Raw genomic sequence first — 19,498 nt, 5'->3', positions numbered from 1 at the left:
CGCTCACACCAGGTCCCCCCACACCCCCCCCCCCCCCGCCCAAGCCCCCCCCCGCCGCGCGCGCCCCCGGGCCCGCGCCCGGGGGGGCTCGCTCCCCCCTTACCCGCCGACTCAGTCGGCAGGCTGCGGCGGCGGAGTGAAGTGGTGGCCCCAGAACGCGCCGTCCGTGATCTCGTACACGGGGACGGGTTCCGGCACCTTCAGGCCGTTCCAGCCGAACTCGACGGCGTAGTTCTCCGGAGACCAGACGTAGAACGACACCATGTGGTCGTTGGTGTGCTTGCCGAGCGAGTGCATCATCGGGACCTCGTACCTGCCGGCCCGGTCCAGGGCCCGCCCCACGTCGTCCAGGGTCGCCGCCTCGACCATGAAGTGCAGCAGCCGCCCGGGGCCCGGCATCGGCGTGACGCCGAGCGTGTGGTGGCGCGGGTTGCAGCCCATGAACCAGGTCGTGCCGCCCGGCGAGCGCATCGTGTTCCGCTCGATGAACCCGAGCACGCCGACGTAGAAGTCGAACGTCCCCCGCGCGTCCTCGGCGGAGACGATGGCGTGCCCGAAGCCCATGCCGCCGGTGACGAACTTCGACACCAGCGGGGTCTGCACGGGCAGGTGGTCGAGGGTCCTGCCGTAGAACAGCTCGACCGGGTTGCCACCCGGGTCGCTGAACTTGACGAAGCCGGTCACCTTCCGCTCCGCCGCCTCGGCCTCGGTGCCGGCGGTCACCTTGATCCCGGCCTTCTCGACGTCCGCGGCCAGCCGCGCCAGCTCCCGCTCGTCGAGGACCTCGAAGCCCAGCGCCGTCATCGCGGGCTGGGCACCCGGCGCGACCACGATCCGGGACGGATGGTCGTCCATCCGGAAGGCGAGCGACCCGGAGTCGCTCTCGACGGGCATCAGGCCGAGGAAGTCGGCCCCGAACGCCTTCCACCTGTCGAGGTCATTGGACTCCAGACGCAGGTACCCGAGTGAGCGAACACCCATCAGGTCCTCCCCTCACATTGGTCAGGTCCCAGGCGGCCCGTCGGGCCCCCGGTATCGGTACGTCCGCGACGGTAGAAGGCCACACGGCTCCGCCGCCGGGGCCGTCCCACTGATCGGGAGACGTACGGCGACGGCGGCCGCGCGGGTGCCACGGTGACCGTCATGACACCCAGCACACGCAGCACACTCGGCTACGAGGACACCCTGCGCGAACTGCCCACCGACGACGGCGTCCTGCGCTACCACGAGGCCGGCGACGGGCCGCCCCTGCTGATGCTGCACGGCTCGGGCCCCGGTGTGACCGGCTGGCGCAACTACCGGGGCAACCTGCCCGTGTTCGCCCGGCACTTCCGCTGCCTGGCGCTGGAGTTCCCCGGCTTCGGGGTGAGCGACCCGACCGACGAGAACCCGATGGCGGCCGCCCCCAAGGCGGTCCTGCGCTTCCTCGAAGGTCTCGGCCTCGACCGCGTGGACGTCATCGGCAACTCGATGGGCGGGTTCGTCGCCGTGGGGCTCGCGGTGGCCCACAAGGACCTGTTCCGCAGGGTCGTGACCATCGGTGGAGTGGGCCGCAACCTCCTCTCCCCGGGGCCCAGCGAAGGGCTCAACCTGCTGGTGGAGTTCGCCGAGAACCCCACCCGCGGCAACCTCGTCCAGTGGCTGCGATCCATGGTCCACGACCCGGCCCTGCTCACCGACGAGCTGATCGAGGAACGCTGGGCGAGCGCCACCGAACCGGCGACCCTGGAGGCGTCCCGCCGGATCTACGGCCGGCAGGCGATGGCCGCGATGCAGGCCGCCCAGTCCCGGTCCGACCAGCCGATCTGGGCCATGCTCCACAAGGTCGCCGCGCCGACGCTGCTGACCTGGGGCCGCGACGACCGGGTCACACCGCTGGAGAGCGCTCTGCTGCCGATGCGCACCATCCCCAAGGCCGAACTGCACGTGCTGCCCGACTGCGGGCACTGGGCGATGATCGAGCAGAAGGAGGCGTGGGAGAGCGCGGTGCTGGCCTTCCTGACCCGCCCGGAGGCCGGCTGAGTGCCGAGCGTGGAGCCATCCGGCGACCCGGGGGACGACGACGTGGCGAGATCGGCCCGGACCCGCCGTCCCGCCGCCCCGATGTCGAGTCGGCAGACCGACCGTCGTACCCGCATCCTGTGCGCCGCCTCCGACCTGGGCACGCGCGAAGGGCTGGCCACCGTGCAGATGCACGACGTGGCCAAGGAGGCCGGGGTCGCGATCGCCACGCTGTACCGCTACTTCCCGTCCAAGCCGTATCTGTTCCTGTCGGTCCTCGAGTGGCACATCGAGCGGTTTCTCGGCGGCCGTGACGGTGGCCCGGCCGCCGGCGAGATGACGGACCCCGTGACCGAGGTGGCCGACACGCTCGTCGCACTGAGCGACAGGCTGCTGGACCACCGGCTGCTCGCCTCGGCGGTGGCACTGTCGTCCTTCACGGAGTACGCGAGCGCCGCCCGCAGCCGGATCGACATCGTGGAGAGCGCGCTGGGACAGCGACTCCTGTGGCTGCTCGGGCGCCGTACGGACGGGGAGACCGGGCGCACCAGGGTGCGGCTGCTGGTCTACAGCTGGTGGGGGGTGTTCGTGGCCATGCTGACCGAGGAGATCTCCGCGGGGCAGGGAGAGGCGGACCTGCGGCTGGCCGTGCGGCTGATCGCCGGATCCTGAACGTGTGAGGGTGCCCGGGACACACCGCGTCCCGGGCACACGTTCTCCTCGTCCTGTCAGTCCGTCGCTCCGGCCATGTCCAGGACCGCCAGGTACCCGAATGCCAGACTCGACCCGATCGGGGTTCCGGCACCGGGGTAGACCCGCCCCGACATCGCCGCCGCGGTGTTCCCCGTGGCGTACAGGCCGTCGATCGGTGCGCCGTCCGGCCGCAGCACGCGTGCGTGCGTGTCGATCCGCAGACCGCCCTTGGTGCCGATGTCCGACGGCACGATGGTCGCCGCGTAGAACGGCGCCCGGTCGATGGGCAGCAGCAGCGGGTTCGGCCACTCCGGGGACGGCTCGGCGGGGAAGTTCTGCCGGGGGTCGGCGGGGAAGGGGACGATGTGCTGGAACATCTGGTCCCAGGGTGTCTCGCCCCGGTGGAACCTCTCGTCGACGCCGGTGGCCGCGTACCCGTTGAACTCCTTGACCGTGCGGTCCAGGGCGTCGAAGGGGACGTCGATCAGCCGCGCCAGTTCCTCCAGGGTGTCGGCCTTCTTCAGCACCCCCGAGGCCAGCCACTCCTCGACCGGCGGCGCGGCCGGCGGGAAGCCGATGCCGTCCCGGTCCAGCTGCCGCTGGTCGAACACCCAGTGGCAGGGGATGTGCCGCACGCCGGTGGCCGCGTGACGGCGGAAGATCTCGTGCCCGGCCTGGTCGTAGGGGGACGTCTCGTTGACGAAACGCTCGCCCGCGCCGTTGACCCAGATGCCGCCCCGGGTCCCGGTGTGGAAGACCGGCAGGCCGTCCGGGTGGACGAGCCCCGGCACGAACCAGGCCTCGTCGAGCAGGTCGGTGTCCGCGCCGACGGCGATGCCCGCCCGCAGGGCGTCACCGGTGTTCGCCGGGGCGCCGTCGGACCACTCCCCGGTGAGCGGGTACTGGTGCGCCTCGCGCAGCTCACGGTCGCGCTCGAAGCCGCCGGCCGCCAGCAGCACGCCCCGGCCGGCCCGGATCCGGACCCGCTCGCCCTCGCTGACGGCCTCGATGCCGACGACCCGGCCGTCCTCGACGATCAGGCTCTCCAGCGCGGTGTTCAGCCGCAGTTCGCCGCGGCCCGTCTCCAGGAACGCCGACAGGGCGCGGCCGATCAGCGCCCGCCCGCCGCTGAGCAACGGGCCCTCGTCGAAACCGAACCGCTCCGTGGGCAGCGAGTCGCGGACCAGCGCCCGGCGCGCGCCGAGGTCCGCGACGTCCAGCGGCGGCGGGAAGACGGTGTGCCCCGTGGGCGACGACCCGGGGCTCGACGCGTAGTAGTCCGGCACCGGCCCGTGCACGAAGGACCGGAACCAGGTGTTCTGCTCCAGCTCGTCGATCAGCCGGCGCCCGGCCGCCAGGTACGCGTCCTGGAGCCCCTCCCGGGACGGGTCGTCGACGACCGCGCGCAGATACGACCGAGCCTCCTCGACATCGTCGCCGAGGCCGGCCCGGGTCAGCGGCGCCGAGCCCGGGAACCACAGGCCCGCGCCGGAGTACGCGACCGTGCCGCCGACCCGGTCGGTCTTCTCGACGACGAGCGTGCGCAGGCCGCGCGACGCCGCCACGTACGCCCCGACCAGACCTCCGCCCGACCCAACGACGATCACGTCGTAGGCATCCTCGTCGATGCTCATCCGAACCTCCTGGTGGGTGCCGAACCTGTTGGTGGGGGAGACCGCGCGGTGAGTGGGGGGGGCGGTGCGGAACCGGTAACGCGCGCGCCCTCGTGCGGTGACGGAGACGGCGAGCCTGCGCGGCCGACCGACCGGGACGTCCCACGGCCCCGCCTTTCGGGGCATGCCGCGTCCCACGGCAGCCCCGCGGACGACGGTAATGAGACAGCGCGAGGTCGTTCCCGCGCCATCTCGCTCAGCGAGACCTCCCGTCGCCGGCCCGCAGTTGAGGCCCCGCCCCCGGCCTGGCCGCACCGGCCTGCGACGCCGATGCCGGTGCAGGCAGCCGTCCCCGAGTCCCGGTGAGCGGAAAGTCCCCGACGGCACCTCGTGCGGCGCCACAGGCTGAAGGCCGGCACGAGGTGAGGACGGCGATGACGGACGTGCGGGAACCGAGGGCGGTCGCGGACCGCGAGGCAGCCGTGGCAGAGGCGGCCGCGCGCCTCGCCCGGGCGGCGAGCGACCACAGACCCTGTGCGCCGGTACGGGATCTGCTCGGCCCGGACGACATCAGCCTCGCGTACGCCGTCCAACGACGCGTCGTCGGCGACCGCATCGCCGCCGGAGCGCGCGTCGTCGGCCGCAAGATCGGGCTGACCTCCCCGTCGGTGCAGCGCCAGGTGGGCGTGGACCGACCCGACTTCGGCGTTCTGCTGGACGACATGGACGTCACCGGACTGCCGGCCGTCCCCAGCGGACGGCTGCTCCAGCCCCGGGCCGAGGCGGAGATCGCGTTCGTGCTCGCGGCCGACCTGGACACCGCCGACCTCGACCTGGCGCGGGTCCGCTCGGCGGTCGGGCACGCGGTCGCCGCGCTGGAGATCGTGGACAGCCGGGTCGCCGGCTGGGACATCGCGATCACGGACACGGTGGCCGACAACGCCTCCAGCGGACTCTTCGTGCTCGGGCAACAGGCCGTCGGCATCGAGGAGTTCGAGCCGCGGGCGGTGACCATGCGGCTCTACGCCGACGGGAAGCTCGCCTCCGAGGGCGACGGCACCGCCTGCCTGGGCGATCCGCTCGCCGCGCTGCTGTGGCTGGCACGCACCGCCCGTCAGTTCGGCGACCCGCTGATGGCCGGGCAGGTCGTGCTCTCCGGCGCGCTCGGCCCGCTCGTCCCCACACCGCCGGGCACGACCGTACGGGCCGAGATGTCGGGCCTGGGCTCGGTGACCGCGACCTTCACGCCCCAGGAAGCCCCAGGAATCCCCTGAAGCCCTCGAAGCCCTCGAAGCCCTCCAAGCCAAGGAACACGGATGACGAAGACCAAGGTGGCCGTAATCGGCTCCGGCAACATCGGCACCGACCTGATGATCAAGGTGCTGCGCCTGTCCGACACGCTGGAGATGGCCGCGCTGGTGGGCATCGACCCGGAGTCGGACGGCCTGGCGCGCGCCGCCCGGCTGCAGATCCCCGTCACGCACGACGGCGTGGACGGCCTGATCCGCATGGCCGGCTTCGACGACATCGGCATCGTCTTCGACGCCACCTCGGCCAAGGCCCACGTCGAGAACGCCAGGAAGCTCGCCCCCTACGGCAAGCGCCTGGTGGACCTCACCCCGGCGGCGCTCGGACCGTACGTGGTGCCGACGGTCAACCTCGACGAACACCTCGCGGGCGACGTCGAGAACCTCAACATGGTCACCTGCGGCGGCCAGGCGACCATCCCGATCGTCCACGCGGTCAGCCGCGTCACCCCCGTGCCGTACGCGGAGATCGTCGCCTCGATCTCCTCCCGGTCGGCCGGTCCCGGCACCCGGGCCAACATCGACGAGTTCACCGAGACCACGGCCGGCGCCATCGAGAAGGTCGGCGGCGCCCGCCGCGGCAAGGCGATCATCGTGCTCAACCCGGCCGAACCGCCGCTGATCATGCGGGACACGGTGTACTGCCTGATCGGCGCCGCCGACCACGACGCGATCCGCGCGTCCGTCGAGGAGACGGTGGCCGCGGTCGCCGAGTACGTGCCCGGCTACCGGCTCAAGCAGCAGGTCCAGTTCACCCCGGTGCCCGCCGGGGACCCGGTGCACACCCTGCTGCCCGAGGACGTCACCGAGCGGCCGGCCACCAAGGTCTCCGTCTTCCTGGAGGTGGAGGGCGCCGCCCACTACCTGCCCGCCTACGCCGGCAACCTCGACATCATGACCTCCGCCGCCCTGCGCGTCGCCGAGCGCATCGCCCTCCGCACGACTTCCGAGGTGACCAGGTGACCCGCAGGCTCTACGTGCAGGACGTCACCCTCCGGGACGGCATGCACGCCATCCGGCACCGCATCACCCCCGAGTTCGTGTCGAAGATCTCCGCCGCGCTCGACCGGGCCGGCGTGGACGCCATCGAGGTCGCCCACGGCGACGGACTGGCCGGCGGCAGCCTCAACTACGGCCCCGGCAGCAACACCGACTGGGAGTGGATCGAGGCCGCCGCCGACGCCATCGACCGCGCGGTCCTCACCTCCCTGCTCCTGCCCGGCATCGGCACCATCGCCGAGCTCGAGCGCGCCTACGCCCTCGGGGTCCGCTCGGTCCGCATCGCCACCCACTGCACCGAGGCCGACGTCGCCGCCCAGCACATCGCCACGGCCCGCGAACTCGGCATGGACGTCTCGGGCTTCCTGATGATGGCCCACATGGCACCCCCGCGGGCCCTCGCCGAACAGGCCCGGCTGATGGAGTCCTACGGCGCGCACTGCGTCTACGTCACCGACTCGGGCGGCCGGCTGACCATGGACGGGGTACGCGACCGCATCCGCGCCTACCGCGACGTACTCGACCCGGAGACCCAGATCGGCATCCACGCGCACGAGAACCTCTCCCTGTCGGTCGCCAACTCCGTGGTCGCGGTGGAAGAGGGGGTGACCCGGGTCGACGCCTCCCTCGCCGGACAGGGGGCGGGCGCGGGCAACTGCCCGATCGAGCCGTTCGTCGCCGTCGCCAACCTCCACGGCTGGAAGCACGACTGCGACCTGCACGCCCTCCAGGACGCGGCCGAGGATCTCGTACGGCCGCTGCAGGACCGCCCGGTGCGCGTCGACCGGGAGACCCTCACCCTCGGGTACGCCGGTGCCTACTCCAGCTTCCTGCGGCATGCCGAGACCGCGGCGGAGCGGTACGGCCTCGACGCCCGGACCATCCTGGAGGAGGTCGGCCGGCGCGGTCTGGTCGGCGGCCAGGAGGACATGATCGTGGACATCGCCCTGGACCTCACCGCCCGCGGCTGACCCGGACCGCACCACCGCCCCCGGAGCACCTCCGGGGGCGGTACGTTTTTGCGTGTCGTGAAGAATAGACCAATCACTCTAATAAATGACTGCACGCCTCTTACTCCGCGGCCGAAGCCGTTGGTATTTTGTCATCGGCGCCGAACTAGAATTGATTTCAGTTTGAGCAGGGAGGCACCGACGATGACGTCTGCCCTTCGCCCGAGCGCGCGTACCACCGAGGCCGACGGCCCCGCGCTGCCTCCGTCGATGATGGAGCGCGTGACACTGATCATGGATCTCTTCGAACGTCCGCAGACCCGGCTGACACTCGAAGCGATCTCCCGCCGGACCCAGCTGCCGCGCTCGACGACGCACCGCATACTCGACCAGCTGGTCCGGCTGGACTGGCTGCGCCACACGGCGGCCGGGTACACGCTGGGGGCCCGCGCCCTCGGCCTGGGAGGCCGGGAGATCGACCACAGCGCGCTGCGCGCCGCCGCCGCGCCCCACCTGCTGGACCTCGCGGTGCGGACCAGGATGGTCGTCCACCTGGCCGTGCTCGACGGGCCGGAGATCTACTACCTGGACAAGATCGGCGGCCGGGCCGCCTTCGACATCCCCTCGAAGGTCGGCGGCCGGGCGGTCGCGCACTGCACCGGGCTGGGCAAGGCGATGCTCGCCTGGCTGTCCGCGGAGGAGGTCGAAGACCGGTGTGCGCAGGTGATGGAGCCCCGTACCCCGCAGAGCATCGGCCGTCTCGACCAGCTGCACCGTGAACTCGGCCTGGTCCGGCGGCGCAACGGCCTGGCGATCGAACGGGGGGAGTGCTTCCCTCATATCGGGTGCGTCGGCCTCGCGCTGCGGGGGCCCGAGGGCCCGGTCGCGGCGATATCGGTGGTCGGGGACGACGGCTCCGCGCTGGAACTGGTGGCCCCGCTGGTGGTCAACGTGGTCCGGGCGGTGTCCGAGGAACTCCTCAGGACCCCGCGCCCGGACCGCCACGAAGTACTGGTGGGTTAGCCCCCCCGGGCCGACGGCCGGAGCAGGTGCACCAGGCTGTCGGCGGCAGTGGCTCACCAGGCTGTCGGCGGCAGTGGGTCACCAGGCCGTCCAGCCGCCGTCCACGGTGAGGGTCGTCCCCGTGACGAAGCGGGAGGCGTCCGAGGCGAGGAACACCGCGGCGCCGCCCAGCTCGCCGGCGTCGCCGACCCGGCCGAGCGGAGTGCCGCGGACGATCCGCTCGCCCCAGCGGCTGTCGAGCAGCCCGGAGCTGAGGTCGGTGTGGAAGTAGCCGGGCGCCAGGGAGTTGACCCGCACCCCGCGGTCGGCCCACTCCACGGCCAGTGCCCGGGTCAGCGCCTCGACCCCGCCCTTGCTCGCGGCGTAGGCGGCGATCCGCTCGAAGCCGGTACTGGCGTGCACGGACGAGACGTTGACGATCGATCCCGAGCGCTGGGCCAGCATCGCCTTGCCGGCTTCCCGGCAGCAGTAGAAGGTGCCCTGCAGATTGACGTCGAGGACCTGCTGCCAGTCCTGGTCGGTGACCTTCTCGCTGCGGGTGAAGTGCGGGCTGATCCCCGCGCAGTTGACCAGCGCGTCCAGCCGGCCCGTGGCGTCGGTGATGCGCTCGGCCATCGCGCGCACGGCGGCGGAGTCCGCGACCGAGCCGGGCACGACCAGCACCTTGCCGCCGTGGCCGGAGAGTTCGGCCTCCAGCTCGTCGAGGTCGGAGGCGGTGCGGGCGGTCACGGCGACGGTGGCGCCGGCCTGGGAGAGGGCGACCGCGATCGCACGGCCCAGCCCCTTCCCCGCCCCCGTCACCCACGCCGTCCTGCCGTCCAGGCGCAGTTCGGTGTTCACGTCGGTCATGGCTCAGCCCTCCGTGGGGATCTCGCGCAGGGTCCGCTTGAGGACCTTGCCCGACGGGGTCCGGGGCAGTACCTCGACGAAGTCGAAGCGGGCCGGCACCTTGAACTTGGCCAGCCGGGTGCGGCAGAACTCCCGCAGCTCCTCCGCGCCGGCCTGCGTGCCCGGCCGCAGCACCACGAACGCGCGCGGGACCTCGCCCCAGCGGGGGTGCGTCAGGCCCACCACGGCCGCCTCCAGCACGGCGGGGTGCTCGTACAGCACCCGCTCCACCTCGGGGGTGGCGATGTTCTCGCCGCCCGAGACGATCATGTCCTTCTTGCGGTCGTCGATGTAGAGGTAGCCGTCCTCGTCGAGGTGACCGATGTCGCCGGTGTGGAACCAGCCGTCCCTGAGGGCGGCGGCCGTGGCCTGCTCGTCGCGCCAGTAGCCGGCGAAGACCTTCGGGCCGCGCAGGGTGATCTCGCCGAGCTCGCCCGCCGGCACCTCCTTGCCCTCGTCGTCGACGATCCTGACCCGGGTGTGCGGCACCGGGCGGCCGACCGAGCCCAGCTTGGACAGGGCGTGCTCGCGGTCGAGGAAGGTGTCGCCGGAGACGGTCTCGGTCAGCCCGTAGGCGTCGGCGTACCAGGCGTTGGGGAACGCGGTCATGATGCGGCGCAGCACCGGCTCGGGGGTCTTCTCGCCGCCGCCCAGGATGAAGCGGACCGAGGTGGTGTCGTAGCTGTCGCGGTCCGGGACCTCCAGGACCCCGTTGACCATGGCGGGCGCCAGCCACAGGTTGGTGACGCGGTGTCTCGGGATCGCCTCCAGGACGCCCACCGGGTCGAACCTGCGCTGGAGCACGACCGCGCCGCCGGCGTAGAGGGTCGCGAGGCCGGGCATGTCGAGGCCGCCGACGTGGTAGAGCGGGCCGCAGACCAGGGTGGTGTCGGCCGCGGTGAGCCCGAAGTGGACGATGTGCGCGAAGTTCTTGGCCTGCAGGTTCCCGTAGGTGATGCGCACGCCCTTGGGCCGTGAGGTGGTGCCGGACGTGTACATCAGGCGCTGCAGGTCCTGCGTCCCGACGTCCACCGGCTCCACCCGGGCGCCCCGATGGCCGTCGAGCAGCGCCTCGTAGCCCTTCCAGGCCCCCTCGGGCGCGCCGCCGACCAGGATCCGGTGCTCCAGGTCGGTCAGGCAGCCGGCGCTGCGCTCCATGGCCGGCACGAACTCCGGCTCGGCGATGACGGCCCTGGCCTGGGCGTGGCCCAGGATGTACTGCCACTCCTCCTCGGAGAGCCGGTAGTTGAGCGGCAGGAACACCGCGCCGATCCGGCTCGCCGCGTAGACCAGCTCCAGGAACTCCGGCCGGTTGTACAGCAGCAGGGCGACGACGTCGCCGCGCCCGATGCCCAGTTCGGTCAGCCCGGCGGCCAGGTGGTTGACGCGCTCGTGCAGCTGACGAACCGTCAGGATCTGGTCCCCCTGTGCGACTGCCATGGCGTCGGGCCGTTGGGCCAGGTGGTAGTCGAGGATGCTCGCGAAATTGTGCACGGCTCACTCTCGCTCTGTGGTGTTCGACGGCGACCGCGGCTGCCCCGGCTCACGGGCAAATCGGGTCCCGACCGGTCGGTTGCCCGCACCGAAGATTTAGTGTACCCCTTGGTCTATAAAACTTGTTTCCGCACTTTACGACGGCATGAAGGCCTCGACAAGCGCTCCCGCGCCTGCCGGTGCCGGAACCGGCGGGATGTGCTGGAGCCGACGAGGAGGTGCCTGTGCCACGCATCCGCTTCGACCTCGACGGGCCGGTCGTCACGGTCCGCCTGGACAACCCGCCGATGAACGCCTTCGACTCCGCCCAGCGGGCGGAGCTCGCCGCCTGCATCCGCGAACTCGCCGACGCCCCCGGCGTACGGGCCGTGGTGATCTACGGCGGACAGCGGCTGTTCGCGGCCGGGGCGGACGTGAAGGCACTGGCCGCGATGGGCCCCGAGGAGATCCGGGGCTGGAACCGCGCCCTGCAGCGGACCTTCGACGAGGTGGCCCGGCTGCCGATGCCGGTCGTCGCGGCCGTCACCGGCTACGCCCTCGGCGGAGGCCTGGAGCTCGCCCTCGCCGCCGACTACCGGGTGGCGGCCGACGACGCGCTCCTCGGCCAGCCCGAGGTGCAGCTCGGCATCATGCCGGGCTCCGGCGGCACCCAGCGCCTCACCCGCCTCATCGGCCCGTCCCGCGCGAAGAACCTCCTGATGACCGGCCGCCGGGTGGCCGCCGACGAGGCCCTGCGCCTCGGCCTCGTGGACGAGGTGGTCCCGGCCGCCCGCGTCCTCGACACCGCACTCGACTACGCCCGCCGGCTCGCCGAAGGACCGGCCGCGGCCCTGGAGGCGATCAAGGAGGCGGTCGACCACGGCGCCGACACGAGCCTGTCCACCGCACTCAGCCTCGAACGCGCCCTCTTCACCGGCGTCTTCGGCACCCAGGACGCCACCACGGGCATCCACTCCTTCCTCGCCCACGGCCCGGGCCGGGCCCGCTTCGGAGATACGGCCCAGGAGCGCCCCGAAGGGGCGCGGGGAACTGCGCGACCAGCCCCCACGGCGCCGCAGCCGAAGAACAACACATGACCGCGCCGGCAGCGAAGCACTGACGACACGAAAGGGGTGCCCACCATGAAGGCACTGCGCTGGCACGGCGCACGCGACCTCCGCCTCGAAGAGGTCCCCGACCCTCCCGAGCCCGGACCCCACGAGGCGGTCGTGGAGGTCTCCTGGTGCGGAGTGTGCGGCACCGACCTGCACGAGTTCCTCGAAGGCCCGCACATGATCCGCACCGGCCCGCACCCGCTCACCGGTGCCGAGCCGCCCCTCGCCCTCGGCCACGAACTGAGCGGCACCGTCGTCGCGCTCGGCACCGAGGTGCCCGGCATCACGGTCGGCGACCGGGTCACCGCCGACCCCGTCTGGCGCTGCGGCGTGTGCTTCTGGTGCGCGCGCGGCGAATACCACATCTGCCCCAGCAGCGGCTCCGTCGGCCTCGCCTCGCCCGGCGGCTTCGCCGACCGCGTCACCGTACCGATTGCCGGACTGACCCGGCTGCCCGACAACGTCACCGACGAGATGGCGGCGGTCGCCGAACCGCTGGCCGTCGGCCTGCACGCCGTGACCCGTGCCGGGGTGCGCCCCGGCGACAACGTCCTGGTCGTCGGCGGCGGACCCATCGGCGTCGCCGTCGTTCTCGCGGCCCGGATCGCCGGCGCGGCCGGCCTCTATGTGAGCGAACCCCTCAAGGAGCGCCGGGAGATGCTCCTCGGCCTAGGCGTCACCGAGGCCTTCGACCCGACGGAGACCGACGTGCGCCGCGAGGTGTTCCTGCGCACCGGCCGGATCGGCCCGGACGCCGTCATCGACGCGACCGGCGTGCCCCGGCTCGCCGCCCAGGCCGTCGCCACCGTCCGGCGCGGCGGCCGGGTCGTGCTCGCCGGAGTCGGCCACGGCAGCGTCGAGTTCGACATGGGGCAGCTCGTCTTCTACGAGCGTTCCGTGCTCGGCACGCTCGGCTACAACTTCGACATTCCCCGCGTGATCGACCTGATGAGCACCGGGCGCCTGGACGCCTCGGCGCTGGTCACCGGGCATTTCCCGCTCTCCGCGGGAGCCGGGGTCTTCGCGGATCTGGCCGCCGACCGGGCCCGCCACCTCAAGGTTCTGCTGACCCCGAAGGGATGACCGACATGGATTTCGACCTGCCCGAGGAGACCGTCGCCCTCAAGGAGATGGTCCGTGAGTTCGCGGCCAAGGAGATCACGCCGCATGCCGCCCAGTGGTCGGAGAACGAGGAGTTCCCGACTCAGATCTTCACCAAGCTCGGCGAACTCGGCCTGATGGGCATGCTGGTGCCCGAGGAGTACGGCGGCGCCGGATCCGACATGGTCACGTACGTGGCCGTGATGGAGGAACTCGGCGCCGCCGACCAGTCCGTGGCCTCCTCCTGGAACGCCCACTCGACCATCGCCACCCTGCCGCTGCTCGCCTACGGCACCGAGGAGCAGAAGCACCGCTGGCTGACCCCGCTGGCGGCAGGCGAGGCCATCGGCGCTTTCGGCCTGACCGAGCCGGAGGCCGGTTCCGACGCGGCCGGCATCGCCACCACCGCCCGCCGCGCGGACGGCGGATGGTTGATCAACGGCACCAAGATGTTCATCACCAACGCCGGCACCGACATCAGCCAGGGCGTCACCATCCTCGCCGTGACCGGCCGGGAGGAGGGCGGACGCAAACGCTACGCGACCTTCTACGTCCCGACCGGCACCCCCGGCTACACCGTCGGTCACAAGCTGAAGAAGCTCGGCTGGCACGCCATGGACACTCGTGAGCTGGTGTTCGACGACTGTTTCATCCCCGACGACCACCTGATCGGCGAGGAGGGCGGCGGCCTGCGCCAGTTCCTCTCCGTCCTCGACAAGGGCCGCATCAGCGTCGCCGCGCTCGGCCTGTCCCTGGCCAAGGCCGCGCTCGGCCTGGCCGTCAAGCACGCCACCGAACGGCACCAGTTCGGGCGCCCGCTGTCGGACTTCCAGGCCGTCGGGCACAAGATCGCCGACATGGGCACCGAAGTGGAGGCCGCCCGCTGCCTGGTCTACCGGGCCGCCTGGCTCGCCGACCGGGGGCGTCCGCACAGCACCGCGTCCGCCATGGCCAAGCTCTACGCCTCCGAGGTCGCGAACCGGGCCGCCTCCCAGGCCGTGCAGATCCACGGCGGGTACGGCTACGTCCGGGAGTCGGAGATCTCCCGCTTCTACGCCGACGCCAAGATCCTGGAGATCGGCGAGGGCACCAACGAGATCCAGCGCAATGTCATCGCCAGGGCGCTGGTCAGCGAGGCGTGAGCAGGTGCGGGTTCCCGCGGTGTGCGTCGGTACACCGCGGGACCGTCCGTCAGCCGGCGGCGGGGACCTGCTCCCACTCGGCCTCGGGGTCGAGCGGAAGACCGGGCCGCTCGCGCTTGAACGCCGCGGCCTGGTCCTCAACCCTCGGCAGGGCGTGGTCCGGCGCGCCGAACCCGCGGAACAGGGTCGCGCAGTACTCGGCGGACAGGAACGCCGCGTCCCACTGCCCCTCCGGCCGCACCCATTGATAGGTGTGGTTGTGCAGGTTCAGGAACTGCAGGGTGGCCAGCCGCGGCGACATCGACCGGAAGGTGCCTTGCGCCATGGCTTCCGAGAGCAGGGCCGCCATCAGTTCCTCGAAGTCGGAGCGCTGTCCCAGCAGGGTCTTGAGCTCGTCGCCGCTGAGCGAGCGGTAGTCGTGCTCGTAGACCCAGATGTGGTCGAGTCGCCGGAAGATGATCGTCAGCAGCGACTCCGACAGCAGCCGCAGCCGCAGCAGGGGCTCCTCGTCGAGGTCCGCGATCTGGCGGGCGCGGGCGAGCAGCGGCCCCATCACCCGGGACTGGATCTCGACCAGCAGGTTCTCCTTGGAGCCGATGTAGTAGTACAGCGCTCCCTTGGCGAGCCCGACCGCGCGACCCAGGTCGTTGATGGAGGTCGCCGCGTACCCCTGCTGTGCGAACAGCGAGGCCGCGATGTCGATGATCTTCTGGCGTCTGACCTCGAAACCCGGTCCATGGCCCGGCGGACGTGGCATGGATTCCTCTCCCCGCGTGATGTGACGACGTGTCGATTGAAACAGGCTCCCGGGCCCGCGTCGAACAGCCTTCGGCGCATCCGGGGGAAGCGGACTCCAGGGCCTCGTTCCAGTTTGCTAGACCAAACGGTACATTAAAACACGGAATACGGACGGCCCGGCCGTCCGTGTGAGCATTGCGAGGACGCGCATGACGCAGGTACCGCAGCACACCGGCTCCGCTCCGGCGGACGACCTCCTGGAAATGTACCGCCGCATGCGGCGCATCCGGCGTTTCGAGGAGCGGGCGTCCGACCTGTACAAGGCGACGGAGATACCCGGCTTCCTGCATCTGTCCATCGGACAGGAGGCCAGTGCGGTCGGCGCCTGCTGGCCGCTCACCGAGCGCGACGGCATCACCTCCACCCACCGCGGCCACGGCCACGTCCTGGCCAAGGGCCTGGACGCCGCCCCGATGATGGCCGAGCTGATGGGCAAGGACGCCGGTACCAACCGGGGCCGCGGCGGCTCGATGCACATCGCGGACCCCGGCATCGGCATCTACGGCGCCAACGGCATCGTCGCCGCCGGACTGCCGATCGCCGGGGGCGTGGCCACGGCCGCCAAGCTGCGCGGCCGGGGCGACGTGGTGGTGGCGTTCTTCGGGGACGGCGCGGTCGCGCAGGGCATGTTCCACGAGGCCGTCAACCTGGCCGCCGTATGGGACCTGCCGGTGGTCTTCCTCTGCGAGAACAACCACTACTCCGAGTTCTCGCCCGCCGCCGAACAGCACCGAGCCACCCTCGCCGCCCGCGCCACCGGATACGGCATCGGCTACGAGCACGTCGACGGCAACGACGTACTCGCCGTGCAGACGCTGATGACGGACGTGGTGGGACGCCTGCGCGCGGGCGGCGGACCCGTCCTGGTGGAGGCCGAGACCTACCGCTGGCACGGCCACTACGAGGGCGACCCCGAGCGCTACCGCCCGGCCGAGGAGGTCGCGGCCGCCAAGGAACGCGACCCCCTGCTCATCGCCCGTCGGCACCTCGCGGCGGCCGGGGTGGCGACCGCGCTCGTGGACGCCGTCGACGAGGAGATCGACAAGGAGATCGAGGCGGCCGTGGAATGGGCCCGGAGCCTGCCGGAGCCCGCCCCCGAGACGCTCTACGACTTCGTCTCCGCCCCGCGTCCTGCCGTACCCGAGCCCGCCCCCGCCCAGGGGGAGGTCTTCCGGACCATGGACGCCGTACGTCTTGCCCTGGAGCACGAACTCACCGCCGACCCGGACGTGTTCGTCGCCGGCATAGACGTCGGCGCGGGCGGCAACGTCTTCGGCCTCACCCGCGGTCTGGCCCAGGCGTTCCCGGGCCGGGTGCGCGACACGCCGATCAGCGAGAGCGCGATCCTCGGCGCGGCGGTCGGTGCGGCCATGGCGGGGATGAAGCCCGTCGTCGAGATCATGTACATGGACTTCATCGGCGTCGCCCTGGACATGCTGCTCAACCAGGCCGCCAAGCTGCGCTTCATGACCGGCGGCCGGGCCGCCATGCCTCTCGTCGTGCGCACCCAGTTCGGTGCCGGCCGCTCCTCCGGCAGCCAGCACTCCCAGTCGCTGGAGGCGCTGCTCGCGCACATCCCCGGCCTGACCGTGGTGATGCCCGCCGACCCGGCCGACACCTACGGCCTGCTGCGGGCCGCCATCCTGGACCCCAACCCGGTGGTCTTCGTGGAGAACCGCCTCCAGTACGGCTTCAAGGGGCCGCGGCCGCCGGCCGACCACCTCGTCCCGCTGGGCCGGGCCAAAGTGGTCCGGGAGGGAACCGACATCACCCTCGTCTCCTGGTCACGGATGGTCCAGGACTCCCTGGCCGCCGCGGAACTCCTCGCCACCGAGGGCGTGAGCGTCGAGGTGGTCGACCTGCGCACGATCGCCCCGCTGGACCGCGAGACCGTCCTCGCCTCCCTCGCCAAGACCAACCGGCTGGTCATCGCCCACGAGGCGGTACGGGACTTCGGCGTCGGCGCGGAGCTGTCGGCGCTCGCCGTCGACGAGGGCTTCTGGCACCTGGACGCGCCCGTCACGCGCGTCGCCGCGCCGCCGATGCCGGCGCCCTACAGCCCCGCCCTGGAACGGCTCTGGCTGCCCTCGCGGGACACCATCGCCGACACGCTGCGGCGGATCGCGGCGGTGTGACCGCACGGCGGTACGGCGGCACACCGAAGGGGTGCCCCCGGGAATCCGATTCCCGGGGGCACCCCTTCGTGGTGTCCGCCGCCGGCCCGCCTTCGTCGGCAGGACAAGTAATGGGCCGGCGGCGGTCCGGTCGTGGCCGTGGTTCAGACGGTCGCGACCGGAGTCAGCGGGCTGCCCTGGGTGCCGGGCAGGTTCAGCGGGGGAGCGGTGAGCAGGAAGCGGCTGCGGTTGTGCTCGCGCAGCCATGCCGCCAGGTCGTGCAGGTACCAGAGCTCGCCGAGCGGGACGCCCAGCTTGAACAGGCACAGGTGGTGGATCGGGAGCAGGGTGTGCCGGCCCTGGGCCTGGGTGACACCCACCCCCTCGACGGCGTAGTTGTCGGAGATCAGCGCCGACATCTGCGACTCGGCGATCCACTTGAGGATGTCCGGGTCGTCCGCGTCGAGATACGCGGCGGTCTGGTGGATCGCGACCGGGTCCGGGTTCTTGTTCCAGGCGAGCACCTGGGTGGCGAAACCGGTGTGCAGCAGGACCATGTCCCCGGGCTCCACGGTCACGTCGTCCGCGGCCATGATCTCCTGGAGCTGTTTGTAGCTGACGGCCTGGTAGCCCGTGCCCAGGTGGTGGGCGATGTCGATGAGCACACCGCGGCCCTGGACACCGTGTTCCGCCATCTTCTCCAGGCCGAGGTGGCGGGCGAAGCTGACGCTTCCGCTGCCGTCGCCCTTGGCGTCCTCCTGCGGCCCCACCAGATCGGTACCGGGGCGGAAGCCGTTGTAGTAGACCGGCTCGGCCTCGCCGTCGCCGTCGGCGTCGAACTCGGCGCCCTGGTGGGCGAGGGAGTCCCACTGGGTCGAGTACTGCAGCCACAGGGTCACCACGTCGTCGGACCACACGTCGATCAGGGAGGGATCGATCTGGTCGCGCGCCACGACGTTGTAGAAGACGTCCTGGTTGTGCGCGAGGTCCTCGGTGGGCTTCAGGATCGGCGGGTAACGCCGCTGGTTGAGGGCGGTCCCGCCCGGATAGTCCAGCGGCAGGCTCAGGCTGAAGGTGACCCCGTGCTCCACCTCGCGCACGCCCTGGAGCACCTTCTCCGCGGTCAGCAGGTTGATGCGCCCGAGTTCGTCGTCCTCGCCGAAATCGCCCCACGTCGACCCCGGCGGCCGCTGCTTCCAACGCTTCGTCACGATAAAAACGCCTCCTTAGACGACGGTCCCCGTCGACGGTCGTGGCCGCATGCTATTTCTAATGTACCGAGTGGTCAACTAGTGCGACGGCTTTGAATTTGGACTTCATATTGCCTGCCTCGATCAATAGACTGACTGGTCGAAACGTCTACCGCTTGGAGAGGCAATGAGCGAATCCACACCGGCGTGGGTCGCGGCCGGGGTCCGTGCCGTGATCGGCGCGCACACCCAGGCCCAGGACGCCGGCCGCACCGACGACATCGTCGCGCTGTACACGCCCGACGGGATCCTGGAGCTGCCCGGCATGGACCCGGTACAGGGGCACGACGCCCTGCGCGAGGCATTCAAGGGCTGGGCTCCCACGCAGCCGCAGCTGCACCTCGTGGGCAACACCGTCGTCACCGCCTCCGGGCCCGACGAGGCGACCGCGTCCAGCGACGTGATCTTCCACCTGCGGGGCGAGTCGGGCTGGGCGCCGCAGGTCGTCGGCCACTACGAGGACACCCTGCGGCATGTCGACGGCACCTGGCTGATCCAGCGGCGCGTGACCACCTTCCAGGCCTAGCGTCCGCCCCCGTTCACTCCCCCCATCCGTATCTGCTGAGAGAGAAGAAACATGACCATCTCCGCCGAAGCCGCCCTGGCCGGCGTGCAGTCCGTCATCGCGGCCTACGCGCACGCCATCGACGCGGGCGACGCCAGCAGCGTCGCCGACCTGTTCACGGAGGACGGCGTCTCCGAGATCGCCGGCCAGGGCACCTTCCAGGGCCGCGCGGCGATCCGCGAGGCCTACGGCGCCTTCAAGCCGGAGGCTCCGCAGCTGCACCTCGTCGGCAACACCATCCTCACCTCGGCGCCCGGCGAGGAGGTGACGGCCAGCAGCAACCTGGTGTTCTTCGCACGCGGCGAGCAGGGCTGGGCCGTCCAGCTCGTCGGGAGCTACGAGGACACCGTGGTCCTCGTGGACGGGGCGTGGAAGTTCCGCAGGCGGGTCACGTCCTTCACGTGAGCGGGCCGGGCGGCGCCGGGTGACCGGCCACGGCCGAGCGCCCGTGCCGCCGGTCCCGCCC

At 71.6% G+C, this 19,498-nt stretch carries 18 protein-coding genes; 12 read left to right on the top strand and 6 right to left on the bottom strand.

Annotated elements, in window-relative coordinates:
* Window positions 1–111: 111 nt before the first annotated feature.
* Window positions 112–981, bottom strand: coding sequence for a VOC family protein (locus ACFWPQ_RS50485; protein WP_384051715.1), 870 nt, complete (start codon window positions 979–981; stop codon window positions 112–114).
* A 162-nt stretch (window positions 982–1,143) separates the two neighbouring features.
* On the opposite strand from ACFWPQ_RS50485, the gene ACFWPQ_RS50480 reads away from it, so the two are divergent.
* Together ACFWPQ_RS50480 and ACFWPQ_RS50475 are read left to right on the top strand one after the other, a co-directional pair.
* Window positions 1,144–2,022, top strand: a complete 879-nt coding sequence (locus ACFWPQ_RS50480; RefSeq protein WP_384051711.1) for an alpha/beta fold hydrolase — start codon at window positions 1,144–1,146, stop codon at window positions 2,020–2,022.
* 81 nt (window positions 2,023–2,103) lie between these two features.
* Window positions 2,104–2,673 carry a TetR/AcrR family transcriptional regulator gene (locus ACFWPQ_RS50475; RefSeq protein WP_384051708.1) on the top strand — a complete coding sequence of 190 codons (570 nt, stop codon included), beginning with the start codon at window positions 2,104–2,106 and terminating at the stop codon, window positions 2,671–2,673.
* Window positions 2,674–2,729: 56 nt separating this feature from the next.
* Here the strand turns inward: ACFWPQ_RS50475 and ACFWPQ_RS50470 are convergent, their stop codons facing one another.
* Entirely contained in the window at window positions 2,730–4,328 is a 1,599-nt protein-coding gene (locus ACFWPQ_RS50470; protein WP_384051705.1) for an FAD-binding protein, read from the bottom strand.
* 413 nt (window positions 4,329–4,741) lie between these two features.
* Between ACFWPQ_RS50470 and ACFWPQ_RS50465 the strand changes: the two genes are divergently transcribed.
* The 4 genes from ACFWPQ_RS50465 (at window position 4,742) to ACFWPQ_RS50450 (ending at window position 8,586) form a co-directional block, all read left to right on the top strand.
* Window positions 4,742–5,581: a 2-keto-4-pentenoate hydratase gene (locus ACFWPQ_RS50465; protein WP_384051701.1), complete on the top strand. Its 840-nt coding sequence runs from the start codon at window positions 4,742–4,744 to the stop codon at window positions 5,579–5,581.
* A gap of 42 nt (window positions 5,582–5,623) precedes the next feature.
* A complete protein-coding gene (locus ACFWPQ_RS50460) occupies window positions 5,624–6,577 on the top strand; it encodes an acetaldehyde dehydrogenase (acetylating) (protein ID WP_384051698.1) in 954 nt (317 codons plus the stop codon).
* Window positions 6,574–7,584 carry a 4-hydroxy-2-oxovalerate aldolase gene (gene dmpG / locus ACFWPQ_RS50455; RefSeq protein ID WP_384051695.1) on the top strand — a complete coding sequence of 337 codons (1,011 nt, stop codon included), beginning with the start codon at window positions 6,574–6,576 and terminating at the stop codon, window positions 7,582–7,584. The genes ACFWPQ_RS50460 and dmpG overlap by 4 nt, the downstream gene beginning before the upstream one ends.
* Before the next feature lie 183 nt (window positions 7,585–7,767).
* Complete coding sequence (locus tag ACFWPQ_RS50450; protein ID WP_384051692.1) at window positions 7,768–8,586, top strand: IclR family transcriptional regulator; 819 nt, start codon at window positions 7,768–7,770, stop codon at window positions 8,584–8,586.
* Between the two features lie 78 nt (window positions 8,587–8,664).
* Here the strand turns inward: ACFWPQ_RS50450 and ACFWPQ_RS50445 are convergent, their stop codons facing one another.
* Together ACFWPQ_RS50445 and ACFWPQ_RS50440 are read right to left on the bottom strand one after the other, a co-directional pair.
* Window positions 8,665–9,435 carry an SDR family NAD(P)-dependent oxidoreductase gene (locus tag ACFWPQ_RS50445; protein ID WP_384051689.1) on the bottom strand — a complete coding sequence of 257 codons (771 nt, stop codon included), beginning with the start codon at window positions 9,433–9,435 and terminating at the stop codon, window positions 8,665–8,667.
* Window positions 9,436–9,438: 3 nt separating this feature from the next.
* On the bottom strand, window positions 9,439–10,968 hold the full coding sequence (locus ACFWPQ_RS50440; protein WP_384051686.1) for a long-chain fatty acid--CoA ligase: 1,530 nt from the start codon (window positions 10,966–10,968) through the stop codon (window positions 9,439–9,441).
* A 224-nt stretch (window positions 10,969–11,192) separates the two neighbouring features.
* Between ACFWPQ_RS50440 and ACFWPQ_RS50435 the strand changes: the two genes are divergently transcribed.
* Genes ACFWPQ_RS50435 through ACFWPQ_RS50425 form a run of 3 tightly spaced genes read left to right on the top strand, consistent with a single transcriptional unit; the run spans window position 11,193 to window position 14,305 of the window.
* Window positions 11,193–12,044 carry an enoyl-CoA hydratase/isomerase family protein gene (locus tag ACFWPQ_RS50435; protein ID WP_384051683.1) on the top strand — a complete coding sequence of 284 codons (852 nt, stop codon included), beginning with the start codon at window positions 11,193–11,195 and terminating at the stop codon, window positions 12,042–12,044.
* 45 nt (window positions 12,045–12,089) lie between these two features.
* Entirely contained in the window at window positions 12,090–13,145 is a 1,056-nt protein-coding gene (locus ACFWPQ_RS50430; RefSeq protein WP_384051681.1) for a 2,3-butanediol dehydrogenase, read from the top strand.
* On the top strand, window positions 13,142–14,305 hold the full coding sequence (locus ACFWPQ_RS50425; protein ID WP_384051678.1) for an acyl-CoA dehydrogenase family protein: 1,164 nt from the start codon (window positions 13,142–13,144) through the stop codon (window positions 14,303–14,305). Before ACFWPQ_RS50430 ends, ACFWPQ_RS50425 begins: the two co-directional genes overlap by 4 nt.
* Before the next feature lie 49 nt (window positions 14,306–14,354).
* Here the strand turns inward: ACFWPQ_RS50425 and ACFWPQ_RS50420 are convergent, their stop codons facing one another.
* On the bottom strand, window positions 14,355–15,062 hold the full coding sequence (locus ACFWPQ_RS50420) for a TetR/AcrR family transcriptional regulator (RefSeq protein WP_384051675.1): 708 nt from the start codon (window positions 15,060–15,062) through the stop codon (window positions 14,355–14,357).
* Between the two features lie 190 nt (window positions 15,063–15,252).
* Here ACFWPQ_RS50420 and ACFWPQ_RS50415 point away from each other — a divergent pair, with 190 nt between their 5' ends.
* Window positions 15,253–17,238 (top strand): pyruvate dehydrogenase complex E1 component subunit beta, encoded by a 1,986-nt coding sequence (locus ACFWPQ_RS50415; RefSeq protein WP_384051673.1) that lies wholly within the window; start codon window positions 15,253–15,255, stop codon window positions 17,236–17,238.
* Window positions 17,239–17,381: 143 nt separating this feature from the next.
* Here the strand turns inward: ACFWPQ_RS50415 and ACFWPQ_RS50410 are convergent, their stop codons facing one another.
* On the bottom strand, window positions 17,382–18,428 hold the full coding sequence (locus ACFWPQ_RS50410; RefSeq protein ID WP_384051670.1) for a cyclase family protein: 1,047 nt from the start codon (window positions 18,426–18,428) through the stop codon (window positions 17,382–17,384).
* Between the two features lie 166 nt (window positions 18,429–18,594).
* On the opposite strand from ACFWPQ_RS50410, the gene ACFWPQ_RS50405 reads away from it, so the two are divergent.
* Together ACFWPQ_RS50405 and ACFWPQ_RS50400 are read left to right on the top strand one after the other, a co-directional pair.
* Window positions 18,595–18,993 carry a nuclear transport factor 2 family protein gene (locus tag ACFWPQ_RS50405; RefSeq protein WP_384051668.1) on the top strand — a complete coding sequence of 133 codons (399 nt, stop codon included), beginning with the start codon at window positions 18,595–18,597 and terminating at the stop codon, window positions 18,991–18,993.
* A 51-nt stretch (window positions 18,994–19,044) separates the two neighbouring features.
* Window positions 19,045–19,437, top strand: coding sequence for a nuclear transport factor 2 family protein (locus ACFWPQ_RS50400; RefSeq protein WP_384051665.1), 393 nt, complete (start codon window positions 19,045–19,047; stop codon window positions 19,435–19,437).
* Window positions 19,438–19,498: the final 61 nt, after the last annotated feature.

It is taken from the genome of Streptomyces sp. NPDC058464, assembly GCF_042721035.1.
GTDB lineage: Bacteria > Actinomycetota > Actinomycetes > Streptomycetales > Streptomycetaceae > Streptomyces.
The sequence above is the reverse complement of the archived record's forward strand: the minus strand, read 5'-3'. Positions and strand labels throughout refer to the sequence as shown.